General features: G+C 49.1%; 16 protein-coding genes. 15 read left to right on the top strand and 1 reads right to left on the bottom strand.

Annotated elements, in window-relative coordinates:
• Positions 1-5 precede the first annotated feature (5 nt).
• From rsxE to HRI97_RS10915, 14 genes are all read left to right on the top strand, one after another.
• On the top strand, positions 6-647 hold the full coding sequence (gene rsxE, locus HRI97_RS10980) for an electron transport complex subunit RsxE (protein WP_180484983.1): 642 nt from the start codon (positions 6-8) through the stop codon (positions 645-647).
• Positions 644-1219 carry an electron transport complex protein RnfA gene (locus HRI97_RS10975; RefSeq protein WP_180484984.1) on the top strand — a complete coding sequence of 192 codons (576 nt, stop codon included), beginning with the start codon at positions 644-646 and terminating at the stop codon, positions 1217-1219. Before rsxE ends, HRI97_RS10975 begins: the two co-directional genes overlap by 4 nt.
• 17 nt (positions 1220-1236) lie before the next feature.
• Complete coding sequence (locus HRI97_RS10970; protein ID WP_253725477.1) at positions 1237-1518, top strand: (Fe-S)-binding protein; 282 nt, start codon at positions 1237-1239, stop codon at positions 1516-1518.
• Between the two features lie 149 nt (positions 1519-1667).
• A complete protein-coding gene (locus tag HRI97_RS10965; RefSeq protein ID WP_253725476.1) occupies positions 1668-3011 on the top strand; it encodes an APC family permease in 1344 nt (447 codons plus the stop codon).
• A 176-nt stretch (positions 3012-3187) separates the two neighbouring features.
• On the top strand, positions 3188-4771 hold the full coding sequence (locus tag HRI97_RS10960) for a peptide ABC transporter substrate-binding protein (RefSeq protein ID WP_253725475.1): 1584 nt from the start codon (positions 3188-3190) through the stop codon (positions 4769-4771).
• 83 nt (positions 4772-4854) lie between these two features.
• Positions 4855-5784: an oligopeptide ABC transporter permease OppB gene (gene oppB / locus HRI97_RS10955; protein ID WP_253725474.1), complete on the top strand. Its 930-nt coding sequence runs from the start codon at positions 4855-4857 to the stop codon at positions 5782-5784.
• An 18-nt stretch (positions 5785-5802) separates the two neighbouring features.
• On the top strand, positions 5803-6852 hold the full coding sequence (locus HRI97_RS10950) for an ABC transporter permease (protein WP_180484987.1): 1050 nt from the start codon (positions 5803-5805) through the stop codon (positions 6850-6852).
• A gap of 7 nt (positions 6853-6859) precedes the next feature.
• Complete coding sequence (locus HRI97_RS10945; protein ID WP_180484988.1) at positions 6860-7876, top strand: ABC transporter ATP-binding protein; 1017 nt, start codon at positions 6860-6862, stop codon at positions 7874-7876.
• A complete protein-coding gene (locus tag HRI97_RS10940) occupies positions 7873-8874 on the top strand; it encodes an ABC transporter ATP-binding protein (RefSeq protein ID WP_253725473.1) in 1002 nt (333 codons plus the stop codon). The genes HRI97_RS10945 and HRI97_RS10940 overlap by 4 nt, the downstream gene beginning before the upstream one ends.
• Positions 8875-9054: 180 nt before the next feature.
• Positions 9055-10176: an ABC transporter ATP-binding protein gene (locus tag HRI97_RS10935; protein ID WP_253725472.1), complete on the top strand. Its 1122-nt coding sequence runs from the start codon at positions 9055-9057 to the stop codon at positions 10174-10176.
• Positions 10177-10394: 218 nt separating this feature from the next.
• Positions 10395-12041, top strand: a complete 1647-nt coding sequence (locus HRI97_RS10930; protein ID WP_253725471.1) for an ABC transporter permease — start codon at positions 10395-10397, stop codon at positions 12039-12041.
• A gap of 302 nt (positions 12042-12343) precedes the next feature.
• Positions 12344-13408: an extracellular solute-binding protein gene (locus HRI97_RS10925; protein ID WP_253725470.1), complete on the top strand. Its 1065-nt coding sequence runs from the start codon at positions 12344-12346 to the stop codon at positions 13406-13408.
• 215 nt (positions 13409-13623) lie between these two features.
• Positions 13624-14913: a leucine-rich repeat domain-containing protein gene (locus HRI97_RS10920; RefSeq protein WP_366794087.1), complete on the top strand. Its 1290-nt coding sequence runs from the start codon at positions 13624-13626 to the stop codon at positions 14911-14913.
• A complete protein-coding gene (locus HRI97_RS10915; RefSeq protein ID WP_366794547.1) occupies positions 14856-15215 on the top strand; it encodes a leucine-rich repeat domain-containing protein in 360 nt (119 codons plus the stop codon). Before HRI97_RS10920 ends, HRI97_RS10915 begins: the two co-directional genes overlap by 58 nt.
• A 130-nt stretch (positions 15216-15345) precedes the next feature.
• Here the strand turns inward: HRI97_RS10915 and HRI97_RS10910 are convergent, their stop codons facing one another.
• On the bottom strand, positions 15346-16077 hold the full coding sequence (locus HRI97_RS10910; protein ID WP_253725468.1) for a hypothetical protein: 732 nt from the start codon (positions 16075-16077) through the stop codon (positions 15346-15348).
• A gap of 100 nt (positions 16078-16177) precedes the next feature.
• Here HRI97_RS10910 and HRI97_RS10905 point away from each other — a divergent pair, with 100 nt between their 5' ends.
• Positions 16178-19057: a PD-(D/E)XK nuclease family protein gene (locus HRI97_RS10905; protein WP_253725467.1), complete on the top strand. Its 2880-nt coding sequence runs from the start codon at positions 16178-16180 to the stop codon at positions 19055-19057.
• The last annotated feature ends 5 nt before the right edge of the window (positions 19058-19062 follow it).

Here is a 19062-nt window from a genome sequence, read left to right as displayed (position 1 = left end):
ACGAAATGCAAAAAAAACAAAGCAGATTATCGATTTTTACAAACGGACTCGTAAAAGAAAATCCGCTGCTCGTCCTTTCTATCGGCTTGTGTTCTTCGCTTGCCGTTACGACGAACGTGTTCAACGGCATCGGTATGGGATTTTCGATGATGTTCGTTCTCGTTATGAGCGAATTAATAATCGCGATTTTTCGTAATGTCATTCCGGAAGACATACGCTTGCCGATTTTCATCATAGTCATCGCCGCGTTTACGACGATCGTGCAACTTTTGCTTGAAGCGTATATCCCGTCGCTGTCCGCGTCGCTCGGCGTATTTTTGCCGCTCATCGTCGTCAACTGCATCATCATGGGGCGCGTCGAATCGTTCGCGTCGAAAGAGAGTCCGCTTGATGCGGTGACCGATGCGTTCGGCATGGGCTTCGGATATACGTGGGTGCTCTGCGTTATTTCGATCGTGCGCGAGCTTTTGGGAAGCGGTTCGCTGTTCGGCAAAGTCGTTATCCCCGAAGCGTATACCGTAAAATTTTTATCGGATGCGCCGGGAGGATTTTTCGTGTTCGGTTTGCTTTCCGCGATAACGCTCGCGGCGGAACGTGCGGCGAAGATCAGAAAAGCGAAAGCAAAGACAAAGGGAGGTGCGGCATGAACAATTTACTCGGTATTTTTATTAAATCGATGCTTATAGACAACGTCGTCTTTATTCAATATCTTGCGATCTGTCCGTTTATCGGTATGACTGCGGAGACGGATAAAGCGACCGGCATGGGGATCGCGACAACATTCGTCATCGTGCTCGCAACGGCCGTCACCTATCCGCTCTACTACGGAATCATGGTGCCGTTGAAGCTGCAGTATTTGCAGACGCTCATGTTCATTCTCGTCATCGCCGCTCTCGTACAGCTTGTCGAATTTTATTTGAAAAAATCGATTCCGGGATTGTACAGCGCGATGGGCGTGTATCTTGCGCTCATCACGACGAACTGTGCGGTGCTCGCCGTTACGATTACGTGTATCAATAAAAATTATAACTACATCGAATCGCTTGTATACGCGCTCGGTGCGGCGCTCGGATTTTTAATCGCACTTGTGATCATGTCCGGCGTGCGCGAACGGATCAAAAGTGCTCCCGTTCCGCTTTTTGTTAAAGGAAAGCCGATCCTGTTCATCACTGCGGGTTTGCTTTCGCTGTCGTTTTTAGGCTTCAAAGGTTTGATCTGAAAAGGAAGGGGTGCATTATGATTGCTATACTTACGGCCGTTGCAGTTTCGTTTGTGCTTGCGTTTGTCATCGGTGTGCTGCTCGGCATTTTTAAAAAAATATTTTATATTCCGGTCGATGAAAAAGCGGCTGCGATCCGCGCCGTATTGCCCGGCATAAACTGCGGAGCCTGCGGATATCCCGGCTGCGACGGATTTGCAGCGGCGGTTTCAAAAGGTGAGGCGCCTTCCAACGGCTGCCGCGCCGGCGGTCCGAAAGTTGCGGCTGCCGTCCTGCAGGCGCTCGGCGGCGCTCAGTAAAAATATCTGCGCGCGTCCGGCGAGGCGTTCGGCTTCGTGACGGGAGCGGGGAAGTATACATGCTGTGAAAAAGGGGCTGTCTCCGAAGTTATTCAAAACTTCATAAAAGACAGCCTTTTTTTATCGAAACGGCTTCAACCGGTTTAACAATGAATACGAAAAACGCGAAAAAAGGTTTGTCAAAGTTCGACGTTCTCAATCTCGTAATCGGTTCGATCATCGGTTGGGGTTCGTTTATTTTGCCGGGCACTTTTTTTCTGCCGAAAGCGGGCGTTTTGAGTACGGTAATCGGCCTCGGACTCGGCGGATTTTTTATCGCGATCATTCAAAAAGCATATCAAGTGATGCTCGCCCGCCACGTCGGTGAAGGCGGCGAATTTTCGTATGCGCTTTCGAATCTCGGAAAGATTCACGGTTTTATCGTCGGCTGGTCGCTGAGCCTGTGTTATTTGAGCATGATACCGCTCAATGCGACCGCATACGTTTTGATTTTGCGCAAAATTTTCGGAAGCGCGGTGTTGTGGAAACACCTGTATACGATCGGCGGAACGGACGTGTACGCTTCGGATATCGTTATCGCGTCGGTGCCCATTATCGTTTTTACGCTTGTCAATTTGCGCGGTCTGTCGCTGAGCGCCCGCATTCAAAACATCATGAGCACGTCTCTCGTCGTCATCGTCGTTTCTCTCTTTTTTATCATCCTCGGTAAAAGCGATTTGGAAAATTTTTCACACAATTATTTCGGCGCATCGCAGATTTCGCCCGCAAAAATCGCTTCGGTCGTCGCGATCGTTCCGTTTTTGTTCGTCGGTTTCGACGTGATACCGCAAGTGTCGAACGACCTCCGTTTTTCGCCTGCAAAAGCTCATGCGACGGCGATCGTCGGGATCGCGTTCGGCGTCGTCATCTATGCGCTTTTGAATATGATCGCAGGCTTGAGCTACGGCCCCGAAGAAGCGGAGAGGCTCGAATGGGCGGTTGCATCTTCGGTGACGGAAAAGACGGATACGGTCGGTTTCGTGTTTATGCTTGCCGCACTTTTTTCGGCGGTCACCGGCGGCATCAACGGCTTTATGATCGGCAGCAGCAAACTGCTCGGCGCCGTTGCAAGAGAAAAATTGAGTCCCGCGTTTTTGGGAGAAAAAAACGAAAAAGGCTTGTACCCGAAAGCGATTTTATTTATCGCAGGCATCAGTTTAATCGGCCCGTGGATCGGCAGGGAAGTGATCATCCTCATTGTCGATATGGCGTCCGTGCTTGCGGCTTTAGCGTACGGATACGTAGGCTTCATCGGCATAAAAAAAAGCGTTTCCGTTTTCGAAAAAGCGGTGTGCGCTCTCGCGTGCGGTATCGCGCTGCTTTTCATCGCGCTGCTCTTGTGGCCGACTTCTCCCGCACGGCTGAAAGGCGGGTCGATCGTTTTTTTAATCGTGTGGACTGTATTGGGGATATTGTTTTACCGCTTCGGTACGCAGCGGAGATCGGAGGCATAGCGCAAAAATATCGGCAGGGTATTGTGTCTTTCGACCGATTTTTTGCGTGTGCGCGGTTACGGTTGACGAATTTTGTTTTCGATAAGCGGGCTTTTTTCCTCGACATTTAATCGAATATTTTGTACAATATACTCGCAAAAGTTTTATGGAGATTTATGGAGATCTATGGAGGTTGTATGAAAAAGCTATCGGTATGGGCTCTTGCGCTCTGTGCCGCCGTGCTGTGTTTTTCGGCGTGCGGTAAAAAAAGCGCTTCAGGTGCCGAGTTTACTATCAGCAACGGTGCCGAACCGCAGTCGATCGATCCGACGCAGATTGAAGGCGTGCCCGAGCACCGCATTTTTTTGGCGCTGTTCGAAGGACTTGTCGGCTACGACGTTAAAACATGCGAAGCCGTTCCGGGCGTTGCGGAAAGCTGGGAGCGCAGTGCGGACAATACGGTTGTAACGTTTCATCTGCGCAAAACGACGTGGAGCGACGGTACGCCGATTACGGCGAAAACCTTTGTCGATTCGTGGCTCTATTATATGTCGCCGAAAACGGCTGCCGTCTACGGCTATATGCCGGCATTGGTTATCAAGGGTGCAAAAGAATACAACGAAGGAAAAGCGCCCGAGAGTTCCGTAGGTATCCGCGCCGTCGACGATTATACGTTTGAAGTGACGCTCGTAGGTCCCGTTCCCTATGCGGTCGATATGATGGCGCACTATGCATTCTCGCCGCTTCCGATGCACGCTATAGAAAAATACGGTTCCGAATGGATTAAAAAAGAAAACTTCGTCGGCAACGGTCCCTTCGTACTCGAATCGTGGGTGCCGCAGGATAAGCTCACTGTCGTTCCGAACGATAAGTATTGGAACAAAGAAAATATATTCCTGTCGCGCATTACGTTTTTGCCGATCGAAGACAGCGTTACCTCTTACAATAAATATAAAAACGGTGAAATTGATTGGAACTCTTCGAGCGCTCATATTCCGCCGGATTTAATCGACGAAGTTGCGCTCCGCGACGATTATCAGTGCGCGCCGTACCTCGGTTCGTATTACGCGTTTTTCAACGTAAACAATAAAACGCTCAAAGACGTCCGCGTGCGTAAAGCGCTCATCCTCGCTCTCGATACGAAAGAGCTCGTCGAAAAAGTGACGAAGGGCGGAGAAATGGCTACCGGCACTTTCGTTCCCGAAATGGCGGGCTATACGCCGCCGAAGGGTTTTTCATTCAACCCCGACGAAGCGAAAAAGCTGCTTGCCGAAGCGGGCTATCCCGACGGTAAGGGCTTCCCCGTGCTTACGTATATTTTCAATACGAACGAAAAGCACAAAAAAACCGCCGAATGGGTGCAGCAGCAGTGGAAGAAAAATCTCGGCATCAATGTCGAACTGCAGAACATGGAATGGAATTCGTTCCTGACAAAGCGGCAGGCGAACGACTTCGAAATCGCGCGCGCGGGCTGGATCGGCGATTACAAAGATCCGTCGAACTTTCTCGAACTTTTGACTACGGGCAGCGGAAACAATGACGGACGCTACAGCGTTCCCGAATTCGATAAGCTCGTCAGCGACGCCGCCCGCATGCCGGCGGGACCTGAACGCATGAAAGTGCTTGAAAAAGCCGAATCGATTGCGATCGCACGCGATGCGGCGGTTATTCCGATGTACATCTACGTTTCGCAGTGCCTTATCGATTTGAATAAATGGGACGGCTGGTATTCGAACGTCCTCGATATCCATGCGTATACGGGCATAAAACCCAAAAAATAAATTGCAGAAAATGTAATTTTCTGGTACAATGAACGGAACGGCCTGAAACGGCTGTTCCGTTTTTTTTATGCCGGAGTAATTATATGGGAAAATTTATTATAAAACGTTTGCTGGGTCTCATTCCGACGCTTTTCGTTATCGTAACTCTGAGTTTTTTTATCACTCGGCTTGCACCGGGCGGTCCGTTCGCAAGTGAAAAAAAAGTACCTCCGGAAATCCTCGCCAATCTCGAAAAGCAATATCACATGGATGAACCGCTGTTTAAACAGTATTTGCGTTATGTCGGCAATGTCCTCCACGGCGATTTGGGGCCGTCGTTCAAAAACAAAGATTTTACGGTCAATCAGCTCATCGGTTCGAGTATGCCGAACTCTCTTTTGCTCGGAGTCATTTCGCTTGCTTTTGCGATGCTCTTCGGCATTACGTTCGGACTCATCTCCGCGGTAAAACAAAATACGTGGATTGATTACTCGACGATGTCCTTTGCGAGCGTAGGGCTTTCGGTGCCGCTTTTCGTCGTAGGGCCGGTCGCGGTTTTTGTTTTTGCGCTTACGCTCAAATGGCTTCCGACGTCCGGCTGGATTACGGGGCGCTACGGCTGGAAAACGCTTATCATGCCGGCTTTTACGCTTGCCCTTCCGCGCTTTGCGTCGATCGCACGCTTGACGCGCGCGAGCGTGCTTGAAACGCTCCGTTCCGATTACGTACGTACCGCGCGTGCAAAGGGTTTGAAAAATTCGGTCGTCATGGTAAAGCACGTGCTCAAAGGCGCACTGCTTCCGGTCGTGAGTTATCTCGGCCCCGCGTTTGCAGGCATCGTTACCGGTTCGGTCGTCGTCGAACAGGTGTTTCTCGTGCCGGGTATCGGAAACTTTTTCGTCAAATCGGCGCTCAACCGCGATTATACGCTCATCATCGGTACGGTTATCGTGTATTCGGGCATTCTTATCGTTATGAATCTCATCGTCGATATTTTGTACGGATTCCTCGATCCTCGAATTTCTTATAAATAACGGGAATATTAAAACGCTATGGTTAAAAAAGAAAAAAAGGCGACGAACGAATTTAATCAGGAAATGAAATCGGTGTCGCTGACGGCGGATGCATGGAACCGTCTGCGAAAAAATAAAATGGCATACGCGAGTTTTTGGATTGTCGTCGTTTATGCCCTCGTCGCGCTCTTTGCGCCGGTGCTGCCTTTTTATCCCTATGCACAGCAAAATCTCAACCATACGAATCTTCCGCCGTCGTTTCAAAAAGCGGGAGACATGGAACTTGTAACGCGCAAAGCGTATTTTGCAAAAGTGATGGCAAAAGAAAAGCGCAGTGAATACAATGCCGAAGAGCAGGCGGCGATCGCTTCCATCGAAGAACGCAATAAAACCGATCCCGAACAGAATCGGAGATATTTGTTGGGTACCGATTCTCTCGGCCGCGACATGCTGTCGCGCACGGTGTACGGCGGACGCATTTCCATGATGGTCGGTCTCATCGGTACGGTAACCGCGCTTCTCATCGGTATCGTCATCGGTTCGATTGCCGGTTACGCGGGCGGCAGAATCGATTCGTTTCTCATGCGCTTTGTCGATGTCATGTACGGACTGCCGTATATGCTCGTCGTCATCATTATGATGGCGATCGTCGGACGCAACGTCGCCATCCTCTTTATAGCGATCGCGCTCGTGTCGTGGCTTACGATCGGACGCGTCGTGCGCGGACAGGTGATGAGTTTGAAAAATATGGAATTCGTCCTTGCCGCCCGTTCGATGGGAGCCGGTCCGTGGTATATCATCATGCATCACCTCATTCCGAATACGGTCGGCATCATCATCGTGTATACTGCGCTGTCGCTTCCGTCTTTTATCATGAGCGAAAGCTTTTTGTCGTTTTTGGGACTCGGTATTTCGGCGCCGCTTGCGTCGTGGGGTTCTCTTATCTCCGACGGCGTGCAGGGCATGGCGCTCTATCCGTGGTGTCTGCTCGTTCCGGCAATCGTCATGACGGTGTTTTTGTTTGCAATGAATTTTTTAGGCGACGGCGTGCGCGACGCATTCGATCCGCAGTCGAAAAACAGGGTGTGAGGCATATATGACGGATGAAGTGATTTTACAGGTAAAAGACCTCCGTACCTATTTTTATACCGATGCGGGCGTTGTAAAAGCCGTCGACGGTTTGACTTTCGACCTGCACAAAGGCGAAACGCTCGGACTCGTCGGCGAGTCGGGTTCGGGAAAGAGCGTTACAAATCTCTCCGTTATCAAGTTAATTCAAACGCCGCCGGGAAAAATCGAAGGCGGGGAAGTGCTGTTTAACGGCGAAGATTTATTAAAAATGAGCGATGCGCGCCTGAGAGAAATACGAGGCGACAGGATCGCGATGATCTTTCAGGATCCGATGTCTTCTCTTAATCCGTACCTCCGGATTTCGACGCAGATGATCGAAACGATATGTCTGCATCAGGGCCTTAACAAAAAAGCCGCAAAAGAAAAAGCGATCGAAATGCTGAAGCTTACCGGCATTCCCGCGGCGGAAAAACGCATCGACGGATACCCCCATCAGTTTTCAGGCGGTATGCGCCAGCGCGTCATGATCGCAATGGGCCTGTCGTGCAATCCCGACATACTCATTGCGGACGAACCGACGAGCGCGCTCGACGTGACGATTCAGGCGCAGATACTCGATTTGATGCAGGATTTGACACACCGTCTCGGAACGGCCGTCATTTTGATAACGCATTCGCTCGGCGTCGTCGCCGGCGTGTGCGACACGATCGTCGTCATGTATGCCGGCCGCATCGTCGAACGCGGTACGACCGAAGATATTTTTTACGATACGAAACATCCCTATACGCAGGGGCTTATCAAATCGGTGCCTCGCCTCGACCGCGACGATGAGGACAGACTCTTTTCAATTGAAGGACAGCCGCCGAACGTCGTCGATTTGCCGGACTGCTGTCCGTTTTATCCGCGCTGTCATAAGGCATTGCCCGTGTGCAAAAACCGCTATCCGCCGGTCGTGCGGTTTTCCGATACGCACTGTGCGGCGTGCTGGCTCTATGCACAAAAAGACGGCGGAACGTTTACCGCAGAGGACACGACAAAATGAGCGACAATATCCTTGAAGTACGCGATTTGAAAATGCATTTTTCCGACGGGAGCGAAGGCCTTTTCGGCGGCAAAAAAAAGTATATCTACGCGATCGACGGCATCAGCTTCGACATAGCGAAGGGCGAAACGCTGGGACTCGTCGGCGAATCGGGCTGCGGAAAATCGACCGTTGTGCGGGCGGTTTCGCACTTGTACAAACCGACGGCGGGAAAAGTGCTGCTCGACGGAAAAGATTTGACGAAGATGAAAAGGGCGGAAATGATCGCAGTCCGGCGCGATATGCAGCTCGTATTTCAGGATCCCTATTCGTCGCTCGATCCGCGCATGACGACGTCGGAAATCATCGCCGAACCCATGCGTATCTACAAAAAATACGGACTGCTCGACATAGCCGAAGCCGACATCACCTCTCGCGTCGAACACCTCATGGAACTCGTCGGTCTTTCGAAATTTTTCAAAAACAGATTTCCGCACGAATTTTCAGGCGGTCAGCGGCAGAGGATCGGTATCGCACGCGCGCTTGCGCTGAAGCCGCGCCTCATACTCGCCGACGAACCCGTTTCCGCCCTCGACGTTTCGATCCAAGCGCAAGTGCTGAATCTTTTTAAAGACATTCAAAAAGAAATGGAGCTGTCGTACCTGTTTATCGCGCACGATTTGGCCGTCATCAAATACATTTCCGACAGGATCGCCGTCATGTATCTCGGAAAAATCGTCGAAACGGGCGGCTATAAAGACCTCTATGCAAATCCGCTCCATCCCTATACGAAAGCGCTGCTTTCCGCCGTTCCGATTCCCGATCCGAAAGTCGAGCGGCAGCGCCAGCGTATCATATTGAAAGGCGACGTGCCTTCTCCCGACACGCAGCGTCCGGGCTGTTATTTTTACGATCGCTGTCCGAACCGCATGGAAAAATGCAAACAGTGCCAGCCGAAGTTCGTAAAACCCGCAGGGGCGGCGGCCGATCACAGCGTTGCGTGCTTTTTGTACGAGTGAGGAAAGGCGGGAATACCCGCTTTTTGTGCGGCGGCTGTTCCGGTTTTGCCGGAAGCGATGTCCGTCCGCATGTTAAAAGCGGGAGGAAAACGCTGCCGTTTTTTTACGACGATGTGCATCGGTATGCTTTGCGACACGATTGATAGTTTTTAATAATTAATAATTTTACGGAGGACTGCAATGAGTGTAGCGATTACGGTGCAGAATGCGCTGAAAAAGTTTGAAGACGGCAGCGTCGTTATCCCCGACCTTTCGATCAAGGTTCGCAACGGAGAATTGTTTACGCTGCTCGGTCCGTCCGGCTGCGGTAAAACGACGCTTTTGCGGATGATCGCCGGTTTCAACAGCATTGAAGGCGGTAAAATTTATTTTGACGACCGGGAGATAAACGATGTCGATCCCGGCAAGCGCAATATCGGTATGGTGTTTCAAAACTATGCGATTTTTCCGAACATGACGGTGCGTAAAAACGTCGCTTTCGGATTGCGCACGCGGAAGCTTCCGCCCGACCGAATCAAAAAAGAAACCGACACGTTTTTAAAACTCGTACACGTCGATCAATACGCCGATCGCATGCCCGACAGATTGTCGGGCGGGCAACAGCAGCGTGTCGCACTTGCCCGCGCTCTTGTCATACAACCGGATGTTCTGCTTATGGATGAACCCTTGTCGAATCTCGATGCGAAGCTGCGGGTTGAAATGCGTTCCGTCATAAAAGAAATACAAAAAAATGTCGGTATAACGACGGTCTATGTAACGCACGATCAGGAAGAAGCGATGGCGATTTCCGACAGAATCGCCGTTATGAAAAGCGGTGTCATACATCAGTGCGGCCGTCCGCAGGATATCTATATGCGTCCGGCAGATACCTTCGTCGCGGGTTTTATCGGAAAGTCGAATATGATGGAAGCTTCGTTGAGTTGGAACGGAGAAGACGCGCGGTTGGAATTTGCCGGCGGTTACGCCGTTTCCGTTAAAACGATCGATCCCGCAAAAAAGCTGACGGGCAAAGTGCTCGTTTCCTGCCGCCCCGAAGAGCTGATCATCAATCAAAATAAAGACGACAGCGGCATACCGGCGGAAATCGTCGACAGCGTATTTCTCGGATTGAATACGCATTATTTCGTGCAGTTTGCGACGGGAGAGCGTACCGAAATCATCCGCGAATCCGATGTCAATAAAATGATTCCGGTCGGAACGAAAATATCGCTGAAAATCAATACCGAAAAAATCAATATTTTCAATGCGGATTCCAAAGAAAGCATTATGCAAGGCGTAAAACGAATAGACGAAGGAGAATGATCAAAAGTGACGGCGATATTTCAGACGGCACTTTTGATTTCGAGTTTGCGGGGATGTTTGCGGAAGATATGTACACGTATCGTTTCGATGAAAATCAAATGAATACGATATAGTATGATTTCGCAAACTCGATTTATTGAACGTGTGCGCCTATGCGCACGGCTAAAAACTTTTTCGGATGTCGAGACATCCTGCAAAAGTTTTTATGGGAGATATGCATGCATAGACGGAAAGTGTTCGAATTTTGGAATATTATTGCGATCGTCATATTTTTCCTTTTTGTTTTATTTCTTATCTATCCGATCGGCGGATTGCTTCGTGAAGCGGCGTACGTAGACGGCAGCCTTTCGTTCGATGCGTTTGCCCGTTTTTTTGCAAAAAATTATTATTATTCGACGATATTCAACAGCTGTAAAATTGCTGCGGTAGTCATGCTGTGCTGTCTTTTGCTCGGCATACCCTTTGCGTATTTTTATACGTTTTTCAATTTGCGCGGCAGGAAATTCCTCTTTGTGATGAGCCTGCTCTGTACGATGTCCGCGCCCTTTATCGGCGCATACGCATGGATTTTGCTTATGGGCAATAACGGACTTGTAACGCGCGTATTGCAATCCTTCGGTATTCCGCACGTCACGATTTACGGTTTCGGCGGTATCGTGTTCGTACAGACTTTGAAGCTTTTTCCGCTCGTGATGATTTATATGAACGGCGCTTTCCGCGATATAGATCGCTCGCTTATGGAAGCTGCGGAGAGCATGGGCTGTAAAGGAGTCGATCGTTTTTTCCACGTACTCATGACGCTGACCATGCCGACTATTTTGGCGGCGGCGCTCATCGTGTTTATGCGCTCGTTCGCGGACTTCGGCACTCCGCTCCTTATCGGGCGCGGTTATACGACGTGCCCCGTTTTGATTTACAACGCATACCTCGGCGAAAACGGTGCGGACAATCACTTTGCTGCGGCGATCAGCGTGCTCGTCGTGCTTATAACCGCACTTATTTTTCTCATTCAAAAACTTGCAACGAATAAATTTAAATTTACGATCAGCGCGATGCACCCGATCGAAGTGAAAAATTGCCGCGGCGTTAAAGGGGTGCTGATGCATATCTATTGTTATGTGCTCGTTGCGATCGCCATGCTTCCTCAGTTTTACATCATCTACATATCGTTCAGAAATTATAACAACAGCATTCAGCTGCCGGGTTATTCGCTTATTAATTATCAAAAGGCATTTCAAAAAAATTTGTTTCGCGCTACCGGCAACACGCTGGTAGTCGGTTTTTTTACGCTCGCGATCATAATACTGATTGCGGTGTTGATTGCGTATCTTGTGGTGAGACGCAGCAGTATCATGAGCCACACGCTTGATACGATTTCGATGCTGCCGTATATCATGCCGGGTTCCGTAATCGGTATTGCGCTTGTCATTGTGTTTTCCAAGCCGCCGTTTGCTATTGCCGGTACGCTCGGTATTATGATTGCGGCTTTGGCTATACGGAGGCTGCCGTTTACGAGCCGATCCGCCGCTGCCGCCATGATGAAAATAACGCCGAGTATCGAAGAGGCGGCGCTGAGTCTCGGAGCGAGTAAAGTAAAGACATTTGCGGGAATTACCGTGCCTATGATGTCGAGCGGCATCATCTCCGGTGCGGTTTTAAGCTGGGTATCGATTATTACCGAAATGTCGAGCGGTGTCATTTTGTATAACAACAGAACGATGACGCTTACGATCGGAACCTATGTACAAATCAATAACGGCGTTTACGGAGTTGCCGCCGTGTTCGCATCCGTTACTACGATTTTAACAATTATTTGTTTGGCGGTATATTTGCGTTTTACGAAACTCGAAGATGTGCAAGTGTAACGACCGCTATTTGTTTTTTGTTAATCGATCGGAAGTCTTTTCGATTTATTATGGTAAACGGCATAAGCCGTAATTATGAAGGAGGTGATACAAAGCGCCGTCTGGAATATCGCCGTCGCTTTGCATTTCGAGTTTGCGCGGATGTTTGCAGAAGGTTTGTATACATATCGTTTCGATAGAATCGTATGCGTATGATACAGTGTGTTTTGCAAACTCGTCTATTAAACGAGTGCGCTCTCGCGCACGGCTAAAAACTTTTTCGGAAATTGATATTTCCTGCAAAAGTTTTTATAGGAGGTTTTATGAAAAAAACATTGTTCGCTTTTATGCTGCTTGCAGCGGGAATGTGTGTGTATGCACTGGGGTCGAACGATTCGAAGGCGGCGGAAAACGCAGGTCCTCGTCCCGCATGGGCAAAGAGCGCCGACGAAGTTACCGGTGTCGTAACAATCTATACGACCTTTGAAGAAACGCAGCAGCAGATTATTCTCGATCTCTGGAACAGACTCTATCCGAAATGCAAAGTCGAAATCGTAGCCGATTCCGTCGGTACGCTTGTAACGAAGATACGCGCGGATGCGTCGAGCAAGGCGGACTGCATCGTCGGCGGTATGTTCGCCGCGGACGGTACGAAGTATCACGATGTGCTTCAGCCCTATACATCGACCGTCGAAAACGAACAGCTCTTTCACGACAAGTCCGGCTACTATACGTATTGGGATGTTCAGCTCATGTGTCTCGTCGTGAATCCGAAGATCTTAAAAAATTTGGGTGTTACGGTAAAAGGTTATCAGGATTGTCTCAATCCGAAGCTCAAGGGTAAAATCATCCTTGCAGACCCCGCGGCGGCTTCATCCGGCTGGCGGCAGCTTCAGACCATGCTCGCGTGCATGGGAGATACTTTTGACGATGCGAAAGGCTGGGCCTATGTCGAAAAAATTATGGGGCAAAGCTTTAAAACCAATTCTTCGAAGGACGTGTTCAATCTTGTAAACGAAGGCGAATATGCGGTAGGGCTTTCTTACGAATCGACTCCGGCGGGTATCATTTCGCTCGGCGGCGCGGTTATGGAAATCGTCTATCCCGTCGAAGGAAATACGGCGATGGCGTCCGGCGGTGCGTTATGCAAAAACTCGCCGAACGTTACGGCCGGAAAAGCGATGCTCGATCTGTGCGCATCGAAAGAATTCCAGGATGAACGCGCAAAAATTTTCGGCCGTCCGACCAACAGCAGGTGCAAGCCGACGAATATGCCCCCGACGGACAGCTTTAAGCTTATCGAACTCGATCACGATTACTTGAGTAAAAACAAAGATAAGATGATTGAGCACTGGAACGATTTGTGGGCAAAGGTAAAAGGCCGTTAATTACATACTGCCGTCTCCGATAGTCCGATCGGTTTTCGGAGACGGTATGCCGATCAAGGAAACCGAGTTTTCTTTTGAAAACTCGCATATCAACGGGTGCGCCGATCGAAACTGCGCGCTGACGCACTTGTCACGAGATATGCGTACAACTAAAAACTCTTTCGGAAGTCACAGTTTGCTTGAAGCTTAGCTGCAAGCATCCGTAAAAGTTCTTTATGGAGGAAAATATGAAGCGATTATGGATTGCGCCGGCACTCGTACTGCTGTGCGCGCTGTTTATTACGGGCTGTCCGCAGTCTGCAGAACCGAGCGGTCCCGGCCCGAATTTGAAGATCGAAAACGGCGTACTTAAAGGCGGGCAAACGCCCTCGGGCACTCTCGTCATACCGGCGGACGTTACGGAAATAGCGAGGGAAGCTTTTAAAAACCGCACGGATTTGCAGGCGGTGGATTTTTCTTCGTGTACCCGCCTTACAAAAATCGGCGCCGAGGCGTTTTTCGGCTGTACGGGCTTACAGAGCTTGAGGTTACCTGCAAGTCTTAAAACGTTGGAATACTGTGTTTTTTTCGGATGTACGGAAATAAACGGCACGGTAGTTTTGCCGGCAAATCTTGAGACAATCGGCGATGGTGCTTTTTACCTGTGCAGCAATGTTGACGGCTTTGATTTTTCAAAGTGTACCAAGCTTAGCTCAATCGGCAGTATTACGTTTGCAAAATGTACGAAAATAACGGAGATGAACTTACCCGCAAGCCTTAAAACGATTAAAGGCGACGCCTTTGATGACTGTCCGGAACTTACAAAGCTTACGGTGCATTCCGATAACAAGTCTCTTAAGTCTGAAAATAATATTATCTACACTTACGATGAAAGGCAGGCGTTGTGTTGTGCTCGGACGATACCGTCGGTTGACTTCCCTCCGAGCCTTACGCAAATAGCCGACGGGGCTTTTAAGTATTGTAAAAGATTAAAAGAGTTAAAGTTACCCGATAATGTTGAAACGCTGGGTTTTCAGGCATTTTACGGATGTGACGGAATAATGGGAACGGTGCATCTGCCTAAAAATCTTAAGACAATCGGTATCGGTGCTTTTGATGGGTGCAACAACGTTGCCGGTTTTGATTTGTCAAAATGTAGGGAGCTTACCTCGATCGGCAGTCGTGCGTTTGCAAACTGTATGAAAATAAAGGAAGTACACTTACCCGAAAAACTTGAAGAAATCGTCGGCAATGCCTTTTCGGGCTGTACGGAACTCGCAACGATTACAGTGGATTCTGCAAATGCATCCTTTACGGTTAAAGATAATACCGTTTACGATAAAGGCGGGAAAAAACTATTGTGCAGTGCGCGGGCGATAACATCGTTTAACTTTCCGGCGGATATTACGGAAATAGGGAGAGGAGCCTTTTCGGGTTGTGAGAAGTTAACGGCGGCAAATCTTTCTTCCTGTACCGCTCTCTTAAAACAATCGCTGCCGATGCGTTTTTCTACTGTACGAGCTTAAAGCAGTTGATTTTACCTGCAAGCCTTGAAACGTTGGAAGAGGAGGTTTTTTTCGCCTGTAGGGAAATGAGCGGAACGGTGGTTTTGCCGGCAGATCTTAAGGAAATCGGCGAGAACGCTTTTTTCCAGTGCGGTAAGGTTAAGAACTTTGATTTTTCAAAGTGTACGGATCTTATTTCAATCGCTGGAGGTGCGTTTACTGAATGTAACGCGGCTGCGTTTACGGTAAAAAAGGGCAGCGCAATAAAATCAATGCTTATAGCATGCGGCGTTGCCGAAAGTCAAATATCCGAAGTTGATTGAGCGGTAAAAATGCGCGCATAGTATATTAAGGAAACTGTCCAAAAACTGAAGTTTTTGGACAGCCCCCTAGCGAAAGATTTTAATATACCTAAGCAAAGCGCGTGTTCCGTGCGCTTGTTTACACCACTTGTCAGCGCACCGTAATGATAAAGTCTTTATTCGCTTTTTTAAAATCGTATGCGTATGTTTTTCCGCTGCGCGAAACGACGGCGAAATAAGCGTACGACGGAAGCGAATCTTCGAGCGGAGAATCGACCGTGTCCGTATCGCCGAAGCCTTTTAAAACGGCGACGCCTGCTTTTTGCCACGTACCGTTTTTATCGTTGAACGCGTACAGTGTGAACGAAATATTTTCATCGCGCGTTTCGCTCACGAATTTGACGTTGTCTTTGAAAACGCCGGGAACGCTCCGTATGTCGGCTATCACCGCGTCTTTTTTATAGCTTTCGTCGGTCGATCCGTCAGGCGAATAGACTTTGATGCGCAAGTCGTTGTGCTTTTTTTCGGCTTCGTATCTGTATACACCGCTTCCGTCGGGAACGACGGCGACGTATTCTACTTTGCGTATTTTGCCTTCAAAATCCGAATCGATAGTATCGCCGTCGTAAAATTCTTTAAGCAGCGCTTTGCCGTATAAATTCCACGACGCTTTTTTTGAATCGTAGATGTACACGCAAAACGAAATATTTTCGTCGTCCGACAGATTGATAAGTTTGATGTTGTCTTTCATTTTGCCCGGAACTGCGGCGGACGAAACGTCGATGACGGATGCTTTCGAGTCGTCGAAGGTCGGCGCATTTCGCTGTGCGAACGCTCCGCATGCGATCGCCGCTGCAAGCCCTGCGATTATTAATTTTTTCATAAAACCTCCTTACGGTAATTTATAGCGCGTGACAGGGCACCTGAATCATGCCGTATCTATAAAATGCTTTATGTGCTATACTGGTTACAGCAATATTATTATGAAACGTATTGAACTTGAACCGGCGCGCATTGCGGATGTGCTGAAAGAAAATCTCAAACATAAAGATACGATTTTTGTCTTTTCGACCGATGTCGCCCTCGTTTCGTGGGCGGAATGGTGCGTAAAAAATCCTCAAGCGTCGGGCGTAAAGGCGGTCGCACTCGAGCGCTTTATCGCGTGGGATACTTTTAAAGAAAAATACGCCGTCGCAAAAGAGAGCGGCCGTCATGCCGTACCTGCCGTGCTCCGAAAAGTGTTCGTCCGGAATCTTATCGAAGAAAATGCAGCCGGTGTCCGAAGCGGCAAACCGATTCTTAAAAGCATCGTGAACCCGCAGTTTGCAGACGACGCCGATTCGTTTGCCGATTGGATCGCAAAAAATCTTCCGCTTTTGAAAACGTGGTATGAAAAATTTTCCCGCTATGCAAGCGATCATCCCGAAGCGGCAGACGATGAAGATGAAGACTACCTCACGCTCTACCGGCGCTATGTCGATTTTTTGGGAGAGTCGATGTTCGAGCCTGCATGGCTCATGCCTGATTTTACGGAAGAGCGTAAAAAATTTATTATTTTTTATCCGGAACAGCTTGAAGATTTCGATGAATACAAAGCGGTCTTTGCCGCAGTTGAAAACATAACTTCTTACGTGCTTCCCGAAAAAGAAGTGCATACGGGCGAAGTGTTCGTCTATCCCGATGCGAGGACGGAGCTTCGAAGAACGGCGCTCTGCATTCGGGACATCATCGGAAAAAGCGGCGGAGAGCTTTCGTATGAAGATATCGCGCTGCACGTTCCCGAACTCGAAACTTACCGGCCGTATATCGAACGGGAACTTGCGAACTACCGCATTCCCTTTGTCGTGCGAAGCGGCGAGCGCTTTACGGTCGGCAGCGCCGGAAGCATTTTTGAAGATATCGACGAATGCCGCAAAAATAATTATTCGTACGACAGCGTGCGCCGCCTCGTGCTCGACGGGCGCGTGCCGTGGAAAAACAAAGCGCTCAACGAAAGCCTCGTGCGCGAAGGAAACCGGCTGCACTGCATCTGCAATTACGGTGAAAAAGACGTGTGGCTCGAAGCGCTCGGTAAATCGGGGAAAAGCGAGCGCGAGCTTGAATTGTACAAGCGCTTGAAAAAATCGATCGAAGCCGTTACGGGGGCGAAGTCCTTCGAAGGCTTGCGGACGGCGTGGCTTATATTTAAAAACGAATTCCTTTCCGACGACGAGTTCAGCATCGAAGCGAACAATATCCTCGGTCGCTGCATTGCCGAACTCGAAACGCTTGTCGCTATCGAAAAAGATTATATCGAACCGCTCGGTTTAAAACTGCGCTCGCCGTTTTCTTTTTTTATCAACGAGCTGCGAAGTAAAACCTATCGTCCGCAGGATGCGCTTTCGGGCGTTTCCGTCTTCGATTATAAAGTCGCGGCCTGCGCCGCCTATCCTGTCAACATCGTCATCAACTGTACGCAGGACGCTCTCACCGTCGTCCGTAAGCCGCTCGGTTTTCTCAATACGCAAAAACGCCGTGCGCTCGGCATACGGGATTCCGATGCGGCGTCTACCGCCTTTATCAGACTGTACGGAAAATTTAATAATGCGGGCGGCGCGCGGAGTATCTTTTCGTGCAGCGAACAAACTTTCTCAGGTTTTGCGATCCCGCATACGTATTTCAATATCGCTCCCGTCGAAAAAAATCACACGCCCTTCGACGAACTCGATGCAGACGATTTTATCCTTAACGAAAGAAAATGGTTTTTATCGGAATCGGATGCTCCCCGTGCTTTGAGCGATCTGCAAAAAGCGCAGTATGAAAACTGGAAAGCGTCTTCCGATTTTTCCCTAAACACTCCCTGCGCGCAATCCGTAGATACCGGCGTCAAAAAAATAATCGATTATGTTTTAAAAGAGCGCCGCACATTGAACGGCTCTTCAAGTGAAGATGCTTCGGTAGTAAAGATCACCCAAAGCGATATGCGCGATTTTTTTCCGTGTCCCCGGAAATGGCTGTTCAAATCGGTCGTCAAACTCCGTGAAGATTCCCTCGACGCGTCCTTGTTCGAAAAATACGATCAGGGAAATATCAATCATAAAATCCTCGAACTGCTTTTTAAAAGCTTTGATACGCTGCCGGTTACGAGTGAAGACGGAACGTTCGGAGAGCGTGAAAACGACATACGAAAATTAATAAAAGAAAAAACAGGAGAAGCGATCTGCGACAAGTCGTTCGATTTTTATCAAAGCCCGATCGCGCTCCGCGTACTCGAAGCGCAAAGCGGTAAATTCGAAAAAATCATCATCGATTTTTTGCACGAGTTTTGCAAACAGGGGAAAGGATTCGGCGGCTGCCGCGTCGTTTCGACGGAAGCGTCATGTGAAGCGTGGGAGAGCGGAAAGCGCTATAAGTATTTCGGAAAAATCGACTGCGTTCTTTCCGATGACGCGGGCAGGATTATCATCGTCGATTATAAAAATACCGTTCCCCCGTCGATCGTTTCGTGCCGCGCGGATGAAACGACGGGTACGCTTAAAAATTTTCAATGCGCGATGTATGTAACCTTGTGGAATCTTACCGATCCCGTTAAAGTCGATAAAATGGTCTTCTGTTCGATAAAAAATGCGGGCGACAATACCGTCGTCATCGACTACGGCGACGATAAAAAACTGCCGGAGTCCTATGCGCCGACGCTTTCGGTATTCGACCGCTATGCTTCCCTCTTTTACGAAACCGTCGAAAACGGAAATCCGGAACCGCTTCGAGGAGTGCGGCACGGAGACGACGCGCTTATCGTACCCGACGTGTATTCGGACTGTATGGCATGCGATTTTAAAACGATCTGCCGCACGGCCTATACGGTCGCATCTCACAAACTGTAACTCGG

The sequence above is a fragment of the Treponema socranskii subsp. buccale genome, from assembly GCF_024181585.1.
GTDB classification, from domain to species: Bacteria; Spirochaetota; Spirochaetia; order Treponematales; family Treponemataceae; genus Treponema_D; species Treponema_D buccale.
Note: the sequence above shows the minus strand (reverse complement) of the source record. Positions and strands in the feature narration are given on the sequence as shown.

Coding starts and splice junctions, on each gene's coding strand:
- HRI97_RS10940 (WP_253725473.1), top strand. CDS start 7,873: ATGAGCGACAATATCCTTGAAGTACGCGATTTGAAAATGCATTTTTCC.
- HRI97_RS10920 (WP_366794087.1), top strand. CDS start 13,624: ATGGAGGAAAATATGAAGCGATTATGGATTGCGCCGGCACTCGTACTG.
- HRI97_RS10945 (WP_180484988.1), top strand. CDS start 6,860: ATGACGGATGAAGTGATTTTACAGGTAAAAGACCTCCGTACCTATTTT.
- HRI97_RS10970 (WP_253725477.1), top strand. CDS start 1,237: ATGATTGCTATACTTACGGCCGTTGCAGTTTCGTTTGTGCTTGCGTTT.
- rsxE (WP_180484983.1), top strand. CDS start 6: ATGCAAAAAAAACAAAGCAGATTATCGATTTTTACAAACGGACTCGTA.
- HRI97_RS10960 (WP_253725475.1), top strand. CDS start 3,188: ATGAAAAAGCTATCGGTATGGGCTCTTGCGCTCTGTGCCGCCGTGCTG.
- HRI97_RS10930 (WP_253725471.1), top strand. CDS start 10,395: ATGCATAGACGGAAAGTGTTCGAATTTTGGAATATTATTGCGATCGTC.
- HRI97_RS10950 (WP_180484987.1), top strand. CDS start 5,803: ATGGTTAAAAAAGAAAAAAAGGCGACGAACGAATTTAATCAGGAAATG.
- oppB (WP_253725474.1), top strand. CDS start 4,855: ATGGGAAAATTTATTATAAAACGTTTGCTGGGTCTCATTCCGACGCTT.
- HRI97_RS10935 (WP_253725472.1), top strand. CDS start 9,055: ATGAGTGTAGCGATTACGGTGCAGAATGCGCTGAAAAAGTTTGAAGAC.
- HRI97_RS10965 (WP_253725476.1), top strand. CDS start 1,668: ATGAATACGAAAAACGCGAAAAAAGGTTTGTCAAAGTTCGACGTTCTC.
- HRI97_RS10975 (WP_180484984.1), top strand. CDS start 644: ATGAACAATTTACTCGGTATTTTTATTAAATCGATGCTTATAGACAAC.
- HRI97_RS10905 (WP_253725467.1), top strand. CDS start 16,178: ATGAAACGTATTGAACTTGAACCGGCGCGCATTGCGGATGTGCTGAAA.
- HRI97_RS10910 (WP_253725468.1), bottom strand. CDS start 16,077: ATGAAAAAATTAATAATCGCAGGGCTTGCAGCGGCGATCGCATGCGGA.
- HRI97_RS10925 (WP_253725470.1), top strand. CDS start 12,344: ATGAAAAAAACATTGTTCGCTTTTATGCTGCTTGCAGCGGGAATGTGT.